Origin of the sequence: Variovorax sp. GrIS 2.14 (assembly GCF_046115955.1) — a bacterium.
Lineage (GTDB): Bacteria > Pseudomonadota > Gammaproteobacteria > Burkholderiales > Burkholderiaceae_C > Variovorax.
The window spans coordinates 1-12,163 of sequence record NZ_JBJXIA010000026.1 but is presented as its reverse complement, the minus strand read 5'-3'; the positions used below and the strand labels follow the sequence as shown (position 1 = coordinate 12,163).

Annotated in this window: 11 protein-coding genes and 2 pseudogenes; 6 read left to right on the top strand and 7 right to left on the bottom strand. The window is 60.4% G+C overall.

The window, feature by feature from the left end; translation table 11 throughout:
- Positions 1 to 15 precede the first annotated feature (15 nt).
- The 5 genes from RCH10_RS24445 to hemA all read left to right on the top strand — a co-directional run bounded on the left by RCH10_RS24445 (position 16) and on the right by hemA (position 3,146).
- Positions 16 to 222 (top strand): hypothetical protein, encoded by a 207-nt coding sequence (locus RCH10_RS24445; RefSeq protein WP_409054405.1) that lies wholly within the window; start codon positions 16 to 18, stop codon positions 220 to 222.
- 116 nt (positions 223 to 338) lie between these two features.
- Positions 339 to 536: a CopG family transcriptional regulator gene (locus RCH10_RS24440; protein WP_409054404.1), complete on the top strand. Its 198-nt coding sequence runs from the start codon at positions 339 to 341 to the stop codon at positions 534 to 536.
- Positions 537 to 785: 249 nt separating this feature from the next.
- A complete protein-coding gene (locus tag RCH10_RS24435; protein WP_409054403.1) occupies positions 786 to 1,115 on the top strand; it encodes a hypothetical protein in 330 nt (109 codons plus the stop codon).
- Entirely contained in the window at positions 1,108 to 1,698 is a 591-nt protein-coding gene (locus RCH10_RS24430; protein ID WP_409054402.1) for a hypothetical protein, read from the top strand. The genes RCH10_RS24435 and RCH10_RS24430 overlap by 8 nt, the downstream gene beginning before the upstream one ends.
- The gene (hemA, locus tag RCH10_RS24425; RefSeq protein WP_409054401.1) at positions 1,695 to 3,146 is read left to right on the top strand and encodes a glutamyl-tRNA reductase; all 1,452 of its coding nucleotides are present in this window, start codon (positions 1,695 to 1,697) and stop codon (positions 3,144 to 3,146) included. Before RCH10_RS24430 ends, hemA begins: the two co-directional genes overlap by 4 nt.
- 625 nt (positions 3,147 to 3,771) lie before the next feature.
- On the opposite strand, the gene RCH10_RS24420 is transcribed toward hemA, so the two are convergent.
- A complete protein-coding gene (locus tag RCH10_RS24420) occupies positions 3,772 to 3,969 on the bottom strand; it encodes a CopG family transcriptional regulator (RefSeq protein ID WP_409054400.1) in 198 nt (65 codons plus the stop codon).
- Positions 3,970 to 4,203: 234 nt separating this feature from the next.
- Here RCH10_RS24420 and fabZ point away from each other — a divergent pair, with 234 nt between their 5' ends.
- Positions 4,204 to 4,593 (top strand): 3-hydroxyacyl-ACP dehydratase FabZ, encoded by a 390-nt coding sequence (gene fabZ / locus RCH10_RS24415; protein WP_409054421.1) that lies wholly within the window; start codon positions 4,204 to 4,206, stop codon positions 4,591 to 4,593.
- A 51-nt stretch (positions 4,594 to 4,644) separates the two neighbouring features.
- Here fabZ and RCH10_RS24410 read toward each other — a convergent pair whose 3' ends face one another.
- The 6 genes and pseudogenes from RCH10_RS24410 to RCH10_RS24385 form a co-directional block, all read right to left on the bottom strand.
- Positions 4,645 to 5,352 (bottom strand): fused MFS/spermidine synthase, encoded by a 708-nt coding sequence (locus RCH10_RS24410; protein WP_409054399.1) that lies wholly within the window; start codon positions 5,350 to 5,352, stop codon positions 4,645 to 4,647.
- Between the two features lie 129 nt (positions 5,353 to 5,481).
- Positions 5,482 to 7,770: an NADP-dependent malic enzyme gene (locus RCH10_RS24405; protein WP_409054398.1), complete on the bottom strand. Its 2,289-nt coding sequence runs from the start codon at positions 7,768 to 7,770 to the stop codon at positions 5,482 to 5,484.
- A 131-nt stretch (positions 7,771 to 7,901) separates the two neighbouring features.
- Positions 7,902 to 8,657 carry a fused MFS/spermidine synthase gene (locus RCH10_RS24400; protein ID WP_409054397.1) on the bottom strand — a complete coding sequence of 252 codons (756 nt, stop codon included), beginning with the start codon at positions 8,655 to 8,657 and terminating at the stop codon, positions 7,902 to 7,904.
- Positions 8,658 to 8,696: 39 nt separating this feature from the next.
- Positions 8,697 to 9,290: a hypothetical protein gene (locus RCH10_RS24395; protein ID WP_409054396.1), complete on the bottom strand. Its 594-nt coding sequence runs from the start codon at positions 9,288 to 9,290 to the stop codon at positions 8,697 to 8,699.
- A 186-nt stretch (positions 9,291 to 9,476) separates the two neighbouring features.
- Positions 9,477 to 11,102, bottom strand: a pseudogene (gene ctaD, locus RCH10_RS24390) (cytochrome c oxidase subunit I).
- Positions 11,103 to 11,941: 839 nt separating this feature from the next.
- Positions 11,942 to 12,163, bottom strand: a pseudogene (locus RCH10_RS24385) (IS110 family transposase); the annotation flags it as partial.

Genomic DNA, 12,163 nt, shown 5'->3' with positions numbered 1-12,163 from the left:
CACAGTGGCCACGAATTGCGTGAAGAGGCCGATGCCTGCCTGTGCCACGCTGCGCACAGGCAGCAGGCAGCCTATGGCGCCAACCAGCAAGACGAGCACCGCAGCCAACAGCGCAGTCATCGTCCTGCAGGGCGCGCGCCGACGGCATTGCCGGCGCAGGTCAGCGCCATGTCGATGGCAGATGACCGTCCTGAGCACGACGTGACGCGCGCAATGAAATGAAGCAAAGAGGCACCTTCCAGACACCAGGAACGCCGGACAAGACCGTTTCGACAGCCTTGCCATCCGCTTGCTCTGGATGATACTATGATTATCATCCAAATAGCATCAGGACATCAATGGAATTGAAGACAGCGCGTCTTACAGTACTGGTCGATCCGGCCAAGAAAAAGGCGTTCGAGACGCTTTGCACCCGTCAGGACGTTACTCCGTCTCAGGTGGTGCGGCGCTTGATCCACGACTACCTGGTCCACCATGGCGTGTCGTTCGTGCCGAGCGGTCTGAACCGGGACGACGATTTGGCCGTTGAGTCTTGATTGCGCTTGAAGGTCCGGACGCGCTTATCTGTAGCCTCCGATCGAGACAGCGCGTTCGTGTCGCTTTTTCCCGTGTCTTTGCATTCGTGCGTCTCTGCGGTTCTTGTCTTACGCGCCCGTCAGTCCTCAAGTTGCTCTGCATGACGGCATGCCCGGGTGTCAGCCGAAAGGCTGCGCATCGCCGGTGTGTGCGCATGAAGGGCTTGGCCGCTCTTGGCGATCAGAGCTCGGGCAAGCGGGGCCACATCGATGACTGACGGAATGCAGTCGCCGAAGGCGGCTGCTGCGACTCCGGAAACCCTGGACGATGCACGCCTTGGTGAACCCGCGAGCCACTTGCGCGAGCAGGCGGCGCGAGGCGACGCCATCGGGTTGCGGCTCGCGCAGGCGTTCGAGTCGGAGCTGTCCCGCTGTCAGTTGATCGAGTGCCGTGTGGAGTGCCGCCCACGGCGCTTATGCGCCGGCCTGGGAGAAATGCTGGTGACCTATTGGGTAGCGACGCACCGTAAATGTCGTCAGCGCATTTCGGGCGATCGACAGTCACAGGATTGTGTTGCAAAACACGGCCTTGATGCCTAAACGCGCAAGCTGCATTCTGGCGCACTGGAACAACATCGAGCCGAGCGCGCACCACGCGCATGGTGCGTGGCAGGGCCGCGAGCTGACGCGCTTCGGTGCAGTGCCGGGCGTGCTGTGGGGAAGGGGTTATGGGCAGGCCCAATCGGCCGTCGTACCCAGGTACCTGACGCTGTACGGCTTGCGGGACACGTCCATTCTGGAGAGCCGGGCTTACAAGCGGGCGTTGATCGACTCTGTGCCGACCTCCCAGAGTGCTCGCCCACCCGTGCGGCCCGTGGCACGCTGGGTATGCAGGGTGTATGGCCGTCCCGCGGGCGAGCCCGAAGGCGATCTCATGGTGCGAACGCTTTCGGAATTCTCCGATGTGCTGCCGGTGGTCGATCGCATGGCGCAGGTTCCGGGCAAGTTGCATTTTCTGTTGGCCGAACGACTCCAAACAGGCCTTCCGCTTCAGTGGTTGAGTGCGGCGCGGCGGGACTTCGTTCGTGACCAGTGGCTGCTGTGCGCAACGGCATCGGATTGCCACCCCGTACAAGCGGCGCCGGACGCGGTCCTGTTCCAGCGGATGAAGATCGTGCGATGAAGGATTCGGACGAAAGCCGGCACGACTTCTGGGGCAGGATGGGGTGCGGCGATGGCGTGGACTTCATATCACCGGAGAAGCGTCGGGAGGAAGCGACGTCTGTGCCCGTTGCAGTGCAGCCCACAGTGACTGTCCGCAAGACCGCCGCGCCGGGCTCAGTCTGGGCTCTCGGCTTGAACCACACGACCGCGCCGCTCGACCTGCGCGGTCGTTTCGCGTTCGCGATCGACCAGTTGGCCCCGACGTTGCAGAGCCTGCGCAGCTCTTTCCCTGCTGGTCGCCATCCCCAAATCGAAGCCGCGATCCTTTCGACCTGCAATCGCACCGAGATTTATTGCGCCGCAGCAGACGACATCGCGCTCGACCACACGATGGGCTGGTTGGCCCAAAGTGGCGGCGTGGCCCCTGCCCTGCTTCGCTCGCATGCCTACACCCTGCACAACGACGATGTTGCGCGTCACGCGTTCCGCGTCGCCAGCGGGCTCGATTCGATGGTGCTTGGCGAGGCGCAGATCCTCGGCCAGATGAAAGACGCGGTGCGCGCCGCCGAAACGGCCGGTGCACTGGGCAGCACGCTCAACCAATTGTTTCAGCGCTCGTTCGCGGTCGCGAAAGAAGTCCGCACTGCCACCGAGATCGGTGCGCATTCGATCAGCATGGCGGCGGCGGCGGTGCGCCTCGCCGGCCAACTGTTCGAAGACCTGAAACAGACTCGGATACTGTTCGTCGGCGCCGGCGAAATGATCGATCTGGCGGTGACGCACTTCGCGGCGAAGGAGCCCAAGTCGATCACCATCGCCAATCGCACTCAGGCGCGCGGCGAAGTGCTGGCCGCGCGCTTCGGCGCCGAATCCATGCGCCTGGCCGATTTGCCGGGTCGACTCGCAGAGTTCGACATCGTGGTGAGTTGCACTGCGAGCACGTTGCCACTGATCGGCCTCGGCGCGGTCGAGCGGGCGCTCAAGGCACGCAAGCACCGGCCGATGTTCATGGTGGATCTGGCCGTACCACGCGACATCGAGCCCGAAGTGAAGGCGCTCGAAGACGTGTACCTCTACACAGTGGACGATCTGGCGCAGGTGGTGCAGCAGGGCCAGGCCAACCGCCAGGCTGCGGTGGCGCAAGCCGAAGTCATCATCGACGCCGGCGTCCAGAGCTTCATGCAGTGGCTGGACCAGCGCGGTACGGTGCCACTCATTCAACAGCTCAACGCACAGAGCGATGAATGGCGTGCGACGGAGATGGCACGTGCCCGCAAGATGCTGGCCAAGGGCGAGCCGGTCGAGGCGGTACTCGAAGCCATGGCGCGCGGGCTGACGCAGAAGATGTTGCACGGGAGCATGACCGAGTTGCACGCCGGAAATGCGGCGCAGCAAAAAACCACCGCACGGGTGATTGCCAGCATCTTCCTGCAGGGCCCCGAGCGCGTACGAAGCTTGAGAAGATGATGCGAACCGTTGTGTCTCTGCCACGGAAAGCGCCAGGAACCCATCGTGCTGAAATCTTTTCGCAACGGGCAAACGGTACTCACGGATTTCACACCGATGCTTCACACATGACACTGTTTCTATGCATGCTGAATGACAATGGAGTGTGCATTAAAATTATCTGTACCGCTTATTGCCCTGCTCCGTGCGGCCGTAACCAACATTATTTATTTGGAAGTGCACTCCATGCTTGGTATAGGCTCCTTTCGAAATTTCAGCGTTTGCGGCGGCGAGGGAATTCGTGCCAGTCCATGCTTGCCATCGCCGAAGCCAGTGCCACTTCGCGTCCGAGTGAAGCGGCCTATGCAGCAGGAAAGTTGGCGACGTCATGAGCCCTCAGGTGCCTGTCGACGCGGACTTTGATGCCCTGTTGGAGCGATGGCGCCTGCTTACTGACGAGTGCCCCCGCCAGGTCCGGGCGTTGGAGCAAGGCGCCAGCGCGGCAAAACTTCAGGCGGTCAGGCTGGAGGCTGAAATGGCAAAGATTCAGCGGCAGATGCATGGACTCACGGTGCGCCGCCGGGCCCCCTACGACGCGTGAGCAGCCGGGGACACTCGAGCCACGGGATCGGGAGGATCCAGTGCACTAGGCCTTGCTGGCCTCGACTTCCTCGTCCAGACTGCCACTGGGAACAAATGTGACGCCGTGGTGATTGAGGTAGTCACGAATCAGTCGGCGAACCACCTGCGACGGTGTCGTATCCTGCCGCGCACAAAGCGACTCGAAGGCTTTCTTCTTCGAGGGGTCAATGAGCACCGTCATCCGGGCCGTCTTCAGTTCCATAGGTCCATCTCTAAATTTAAATACAATGTTAACCATAATATCATTCAAAGCAATGGCGCACTTGTCTCCGAATGCCATCTAGAACCTATGAAACTGGTGCGAATGGCGTGACAATCTTCAATGAATCATGGCTGCAGGTGTGTCCGTTCAACCGTCCGATTGGGGCGCGCCATGGGCTTGCTGAAATTTGATGTCCACCAGATCCTGCGCAGCCTTCCACACCGGTAACCTTTTCTGCTGGTCGACCGCGTGCTGCGACTCGAAAAAGGCGACGCCATTCAGGCCTTAAAGAACGTTACTGTCAACGAGCCATTTTTTCGGGGGCACTTTCCGCACCGTCCCGTCATTCCAGGCGTAATGGTCCTAGAAGCGCTCGCGCAGTCGGCCGCATTGCTCGCGTTCGCATCGTTTGATGAAGTACCGGACGAGACGAAGGTCTACTATTTCGGCGGCATCGACGCGTCGCGTTTCAGACGGGCTGTCGAGCCCGGGGACCGGTTGGTCATGGACGTGCGACTCGTCCGGCGAAAGAGCAGCGTCTTTAAGTTTGAAGCTTCGGCCCGCGTCGACGGCGCGCTTGCTGTCAGGGCGGACCTTTTGTGTACCCGCGTGATTCTGTTGTGAGTCACGCCCGTCAGGGCGAAAAGACTCGCTTGCTCCCCGACTGCGTGGCGCTCAGCCGAAGTGGTGCGTCAATGCCGGAAATATAAGCACGCGTGTACCGTTGCAAAAGTCATTGATGGCCGATTTGACTCTCGCAAAACTGGGCGCGAGCTGGTCCCAAGCTTCCGGCGCCAGGGCATCAAGATTGCTCAACGGTCGCTCCGATCGTTGACCGTCGCTGTCCTTGAAAGCAAAGGCAATCACGTTTGTGCCGTCGTAGTCGTTCACGACCACCACTTGGCCGGCAAAGCTCTTCATCAGTCGCGCGAGGTAGACGGGGTAGTGCTCATGATCACAATGTAGATTGGCCACCAGAACGCCGCTCGGCGAAAGCAGATCAAAGCAATTTTCATAGAAAGAGCGTGAGCACAGGCTGGCCGGCAGCCCATTGGCGTCGAAACCGTCGGCGATGATGACATCGCACGGTGCCTCGCTTGTGCGTATGTAATCGGCAGCGTCTTCGAGTCGCACATGGAAGCGCTCGTCGTCGTCCGGCACCTCGAATTCGTGGCGTAACGCGATCACATAGGGATTGATTTCCGCCACTTCGATGCATGTGGCAGGCAGGTATTTGTGACAGAACTTGGCCATGGAACCACCCCCCAGGCCGACCATGAGCAGCCGCGACGGCGTGGGCGAGAAGAGCAGGAAACCCATGACCAGCCGGGTGTATGCAAGCACGAGCTCGTGCGGACGTCCGATGTGCATCTTGCTTTGCATATCGCGCAAATGGAGAAATGCAGGATCTTGGATGTTCGTGTCTCGTAGACGAACGGGCGCAGGTAGGTGGCGGCGGAGGGGTGGGGGGACATGAGCTGTGGATTGGGCGGCGACATAGGGGGGTTTGCGTCAAAGCGCTTTGACTTTGACTTCAGCGACAGTGAGCGCGGTCATGTCGAACAGGCCCCGCACGGTAGTCTGAGGCGTCATGATATGAACCGGACGCGCGGTGCCGAGCAAGATGGGTCCGATCGTCATGCCGCCGCCTGCGGCGGTCTTCAAAAGGCCGTAAGAGATGTTGGCAGCGTCGAGATTGGGGAACACCAGCAGGTTAGCGGCCCCGTCCAGGATGGCGTTGGGCATGGCGGCCAGGCGCAGCTTGGGGTCCAAGGCCATGTCGCCCTGCATCTCGCCCTCGATGGCCAACCATGGCGCCTGGGTACGCAGCAGGCCCAATGTGAGGCGCATCTTCGCTGCGCTGGCGCTGGCGCTGCTGCCGAAATTGGAATGCGACAGCAGCGCCACCTTGGGTTGCAGGCCGAACCGCACCATTTCCTCGGCGGCCAGAATGGTGATCTCCGCCAGTTGCTCGGCCGTGGGATCGTTGTTCACCTGGGTGTCAACCATGAAGACCTGTCGGTCCGGCAGGATCAGGCCGTTCATGCAAGCGAAGGTGGCGGTGCAGGGATGCTTGCCGATCACCTGATCGATATAGTGCAGATGCAGATGAGTACTGCCCCAGGTGCCACAGATCATGCCGTCGACCTCGCCTTTGAACAGCAGCATCGCACCGATCAGTGTCAGGCGTCGGCGCATCTCGATCTTGGCGGTCTGCGCGGTTGTCCCTTGACGCTCTGTCATGCGATGGTAGGTCTGCCAGAAGTCGCGGTAACGCACATCCTGTTCGACGTTCACCACATCGTAGTCAGCGCCCTGACCCAGCCGCAGCCCGAATTTTTCGATGCGTTGGGCGATGATGTGGGGTCTGCCAATCAACGTGGGACGTGCGATGCCTTCGTCGACCACGATCTGGGCGGCGCGCAGGACGCGTTCTTCTTCCCCCTCACAGTATGCGACGCGCTTGTTCAGGGCACGCCGGGCGGCATCGAACACCGGCTTCATTGTCGTGCCGGAGGCGTAGACAAAGTTCTTCAGCCTTTCGCGGTAGGCATCAAAGTCCAGAATTGGCCGTGATGAGACGCCGCTGTCCGCTGCCGCCTTGGCTACGGCCGGAGCGATTTTGATCATCAGGCGCGGATCGAACGGCTTAGGGATAAGGTAGTCTCGCCCAAATGTGAGCTTTTCGCCCACGTAGGCGGCAGCGACCTGTTCGCTCTGCTCGGCCTGCGCCAGTTCGGCGATGGCGTACACGGCCACCAGTTCCATCTCGTCGGTGATCGTCGTCGCGCCGCAGTCGAGCGCGCCACGAAAGATGTACGGGAAGCACAGGACGTTGTTGACCTGGTTGGGGTAGTCGGTGCGGCCGGTCGCCATGATCAGGTCGTCGCGCACCGCATGCGCGTCTTCCGGTGCGATCTCGGGGTTGGGATTGGCCAGCGCGAAGATCACCGGGCGGGGCGCCATCTTGGCGACCATCGCCGGCTTCAGCACGCCGCCTGCAGAGAGGCCCAGAAACACGTCCGCGCCTTCGATCACCTCCGACAGCGAGCGCGCTTCGGTGTTCTGCATGTACTGGCGCTTGTCGTCGTCCATCAGCTCGGTGCGGCCTTCGTAGACGACGCCAGCAAGGTCGGTCACGTAGACGTTCTCGCGCTTCAGGCCGACCTTGAGCAGCAAGTTCAAGCAGGCCAGCGCGGCGGCACCGGCGCCTGACGTGACGAGCTTGACCTGCCCGATGTCTTTGCCCGCGACCTTGAGGCCGTTGAGCATTGCGGCGGCAACCGTGATCGCGGTGCCGTGCTGGTCGTCGTGGAACACCGGGATCTTCATCCGCTTGCGCAGCTCACGCTCGACGTAGAAGCAGTCGGGTGCCTTGATGTCTTCGAGGTTGATGGCGCCAAAGGTCGGCTCCAGCGACGCGATGATCTCGACCAGCTTGGCAGGGTCTTTCTCGTCGATCTCGATGTCGAACACGTCGACGCCTGCGAACTTCTTGAAGAGTACGCCCTTGCCCTCCATCACCGGCTTGGAAGCCAGTGCGCCGATGTCGCCGAGCCCGAGCACAGCGGTGCCGTTGGTGATCACGCCGACCAAATTGCCGCGCGAGGTGTACTTGAAGGCGTTGAGCGGGTCTTTGACGATCTCTTCGCAAGGGGCGGCGACGCCTGGCGAATACGCCAGCGACAGGTCGCGCTGGTTGACCATTTGCTTGGTCGCCGCGATGGCGATCTTGCCGGGCACCGGGAACTCGTGATACTCCAACGCGGCGGTGCGAAAAGGGTCTGATGGCTGGGTCATGGTACTTGCGTTCAACGCTCTCGCAGGCGTCAGGGTCGGGTTGCCATCAGCGCCTGTGTGCGCGATGGTTTGGACGCGCGACCCGTCCGCCAGCAAGCGCCGGTAGGCGACGGTGGCAGGCGGGTGTCGCTTCAGCATCGTTGGTCTCGCAGCGCCGACATCGTGAGTGCGAAACCGGCGCGCAACTGGCTTAGTGCGACAGGATCGATGCTCTTGGGCGGTCGCACCACGCCCACCGGATAGGTGCTGAGGGTGTCTCCGCGGCAGGCAAACACGATGCAGTTGCCCATTTCACCGTCGTCCACCGCCACGATCGATCCCAGAAATGTCCTGCGCAACTTGGACAGGTAGGCCTCGTAACGCGCCGCCGAGAACGGGAGGTTGACCACCAGAATGCCGTCATCCCGCAGGGCTGCGTGACAATCATCGTAAAACGCTTGGGTGCAAAGCCGGGGGTCCAGGCCATGTGCGTTGTAGCCGTCGACCATCAGCACATCGTACGCATCGGGGCGGCGGCCCATGAGTTTGGCGCCGTCCGCATGCACAACGGAAAAACGTTCACTATCCGGCGGAATCTGGAATTCGGCGCGCAGAGCAATGACCTGGGCGTTGATCTCCGCTACCTCCATTTGGGCTCCCGTGACATAGCGGAGACAGAACTTGGCAAGCGATCCGCCTCCCAGCCCAATCATGCCGATGCGCGGCGGATTCGGCTTGAAAAGCAGAAACGCCATCATCGTTCGCGTGTACTCGAGGTCCAGCGTGTCGGGCTCGTCGTGCCGCATACTGCTTTGCACGTCGTAGGTCGAAAAGTGCAAGCTCTTCTTGAATGCATTCTGGTGGATCAGGGGCTCGGGTAGGGCGAGCGAAGTGTGGATGTCGAACATAGAAAAAAGGGCTTGCGACGCCGGTAGGGTTGTCATGACCTATCGGCGCGCCAAGTGCATCAGCGCTGCGCCAATCTGGTCGAGGCTGAGGTCAGTGATGACGGCCTTGGGTGTAAGGAAGGAAGGTGCAGATAATGTGGCGTTCGCCATAACGAGAAGGCATCGGGACCACTCGCAGGTGGTCTTACGCATCCGCTGGTGGGCCAGCACGCCACGCCAGATGATGTCGGTCGACGCAACGTGCTCCAGAAAGGTGACGAGCAGCGGACGGTCCAGCCCGGCGGCCAGGCTGCAAACATTCACACCAGAGGCATAGGTGGCGTTCATCTGGATGTGCGCCAATGCCGGATTCGTCTTGATCGCGACCCTGACTGTTTCGATCACGCAACCGCGCACGAGCGGCTCCGACATTGGGGTTGCCTTTTTTAGGGAGCGGAAGAAGAGTTCGCCAAGTGTTGCCGTTGCCTCGTCGGTGCCGTCGTACGGGCTGCAGTGCAATTGCCACTCTGGATGGGTCCGGCAGGCCTGAGCGACTTCGCCAGGCGACGAGGCACCGAAGCACGCCGCATCGAGCCAGGTCATGGATTCCAGAAAAGCGTCAAGGGCTTGCGGCGCATCGGCAAAACGCCGCATGAAGGTGCGGGGTTCGCACGCGCCGTCGTGCGGCCCGATCAATGGCGATGCCAGTCGAACGTTGCCGCCCGACTGCCACACGGCAGCACAGACGCGTTCCGTGCCTCCGGCTGGCGTGTAACGTACGACTTTGAGCCGTGCGTCACGCCCGGCCTTGGTTGGCCAAGTAAGGGACAGCGAAGGCATTCAGGCCCGCACGATCTTGGTGGCGGTGGCATCGAGCCGAGGGGGCGTTTCGAAGGAGTGGTAGGGCGCTGGTGAAGGCAGCTCCCACTCCAGCCCCTCCGCGCCCTCTCAAGGCTTTTGCGGTGCTTTGGCGCCCTTGCCGCGTGCGCAGGGCAGCACAATGAAAAAGAAGAAAAAGACCTGTGTCAGTCCGAACCACAGACTTCCGATCGACGCGATCATGTTGAAGTCGGCAAATTGCATTGGGTAGTCCGCATAGCGGCGAGGCATGCCCGCCAGACCCAAGAAGTGCATGGGAAAGAATGTCAGATTGAACGACAGGAGCGAGCTCCAGAAGTGGATCTTGCCTCGTGTCTCGTTGTACATGACCCCGGTCCACTTTGGCGACCAGTAGTAGAAGCCCGAGAACATGGCAAACAGCGAACCCGCGACCAGTACATAGTGAAAATGAGCGACGACGTAGTAAGTGTCGTGGAACTGGATGTCAATTGGAGCGACCGCAAGAATCAGTCCTGTGAACCCGCCCATCGTGAACACGAAGATGAAGCCAACTGCGAACAGCATCGGTGTCTCGAAGGTCATCGAACCCTGCCACATCGTTGCGATCCAGTTGAAGATCTTCACCGCTGTGGGAACCGCGATCAGCATCGTCGCGTACATGAAGAACAGTTGGCCGGTGAGCGGCATGCCGGCGGTGAACATGTGGTGCGCCCAGACGACGAATGAAAGAATGGCGATCGACGAAGTGGCGTACACCATGGAGGCATAGCCGAACAGTTTTTTGCGGGCGAATGCGGGCACGACCTGGCTGATGATTCCGAAGGCCGGCAAGATCATGATGTACACCTCGGGATGGCCGAAGAACCAGAAGATGTGCTGGAACATCACGGGGTCGCCGCCGCCGGCAGGGTTGAAAAAACTGGTGCCGAAGTGACGGTCGGTCAGCGTCATCGTGATGGCGCCTGCCAGCACCGGCATGACCGCGATCAATAGGTAAGCCGTGACGAGCCATGTCCAGCAGAACATCGGCATCTTCATCAACGTCATGCCTGGCGCGCGCATGTTCAATACGGTCACGATGATGTTGATCGAGCCCATGATAGAACTCGCACCCATCAGGTGAAGCGCGAAAATCCCCGCGTCCATTGACGGCCCCATCTGCAACGAGAGTGGCGCGTACAAAGTCCAGCCGGCCGCCGGTGCGCCGCCCGGCAGGAAGAACGAGGAAACCAGAGTGATGGCTGCAGGAACCAGCAGCCAGAAGCTGAAATTGTTCAGCCGCGCGAACGCCATGTCGGGCGCCCCGATTTGGATCGGAATCATCCAGTTCGCATAGCCAACAAAGGCCGGCATGATCGCGCCGAACACCATGATGATGCCGTGCATGGTGGTGAACTGGTTGAAGAGTTCGGGGTTGAAAAACTGCAGGCCCGGCTGAAACAGCTCAAGGCGTATCAACAAGGCTAGCACCCCGCCGATCAGCAGCATCGTGATGGAAAAGACAAGGTACATCGTGCCGATGTCCTTGTGGTTCGTTGCGAACAGCCACCGCCGCCAGCCCTTGGGTTTCCCGTGAGCGTGCACTGTCTGAGGAATGTCATCGTGGGCGACAGTAACTGCATTCATCGATGAACCTTTGAAAGAAAACATGTGCTTAATATGATAACGCCATGCAACTCACAAACGCATTATGTGCTCAACCGAAGCCAACTTTGCGGCAATATGCGCTATTAAGAATTGCCTTTCTGGTCGAAGCACCATGTTTCTGTGGGCTAGCGCAAGAGCTTGATCCGTGAACCTCAACGCTGTTCAACGGCCTTGAACGTCTTGTGTTTGTGAGGGACGACGCAAGCACGCTTCGATATCAAGGGGCGACGCCGCGAATCGCACCAGCACCAACGCACAGGCCTCGGCGACATGCACCTCTCAAACCAACTTGAAGAAAGATTGGGACGGCTATCAAGAATGTCCCCATCGAACAGTTGAACGTGATTCCGTATGCACGGGCACCGATCGTCACAACGTCGAACAGTGGCGCACAGTGCACTTCGTTCACGTCGAAGAAAGCGAGTCCGTTCCAAACGCGACGGTAAAAGTGAGAATTCCTGTGTGGCATCTTCGCGTCGTTGGCGGCCAGCCCGCATGCAGCAACGCTTTAAGGCAACGCTTATATGGGCGCCTCCCGGATTGCAAGAACTCGTATGTGTGAAGATTCAGGAGGCAGGGCTGCAGTCTTATATCCGGCCTGTTGTGCAAGCTGACATGCCTGCTGGCCCTGATGGTTTTCGCTGACGGGGTTCCCATCTGAACATCGAGCTTGGTGCTCTTATGCCTTATCGGAGTGTCCCCGTCCCGGTCCGACCTGTCTGTCCCATCACACGCGTGGTCGCTTGCTCTCCTTCAAACTGGTTGCTTGTTCGTCTTCATGGTCTTCGTGGTCTTCGTGGTCTTCGTTGTCTTCGTAGTCAGTGCGCGGCCTGCCAGGCCTCGGGGCGCCAGGCTTGACCGCGTGCCAGCACTGCCCAGATCGTCCGAGCCAGCTTGTTCGCCACCGTGGCGACTGCCACGCTATAAGGTCGGCGCTGCAACAGCGCGGTCAGCCATGGCCATGTCGGGCCATCCTTGGATCGGATCACGACGGCTCGAGCCCCATGCATCAGCAACGTTCGCATGTAAGCATCGCCGCG

What these genes read in the sequence shown, in the direction of transcription:
- RCH10_RS24440 (WP_409054404.1), top strand. Translation starts at nt 339, where the DNA reads ATGGAATTGAAGACAGCGCGTCTTACAGTACTGGTCGATCCGGCCAAG.
- RCH10_RS24435 (WP_409054403.1), top strand. Translation starts at nt 786, where the DNA reads ATGACTGACGGAATGCAGTCGCCGAAGGCGGCTGCTGCGACTCCGGAA.
- RCH10_RS24430 (WP_409054402.1), top strand. Translation starts at nt 1,108, where the DNA reads ATGCCTAAACGCGCAAGCTGCATTCTGGCGCACTGGAACAACATCGAG.
- hemA (WP_409054401.1), top strand. Translation starts at nt 1,695, where the DNA reads ATGAAGGATTCGGACGAAAGCCGGCACGACTTCTGGGGCAGGATGGGG.
- RCH10_RS24420 (WP_409054400.1), bottom strand. Translation starts at nt 3,969, where the DNA reads ATGGAACTGAAGACGGCCCGGATGACGGTGCTCATTGACCCCTCGAAG.
- RCH10_RS24410 (WP_409054399.1), bottom strand. Translation starts at nt 5,352, where the DNA reads ATGCAAAGCAAGATGCACATCGGACGTCCGCACGAGCTCGTGCTTGCA.
- RCH10_RS24405 (WP_409054398.1), bottom strand. Translation starts at nt 7,770, where the DNA reads ATGACCCAGCCATCAGACCCTTTTCGCACCGCCGCGTTGGAGTATCAC.
- RCH10_RS24400 (WP_409054397.1), bottom strand. Translation starts at nt 8,657, where the DNA reads ATGTTCGACATCCACACTTCGCTCGCCCTACCCGAGCCCCTGATCCAC.
- RCH10_RS24395 (WP_409054396.1), bottom strand. Translation starts at nt 9,290, where the DNA reads ATGCGGCGTTTTGCCGATGCGCCGCAAGCCCTTGACGCTTTTCTGGAA.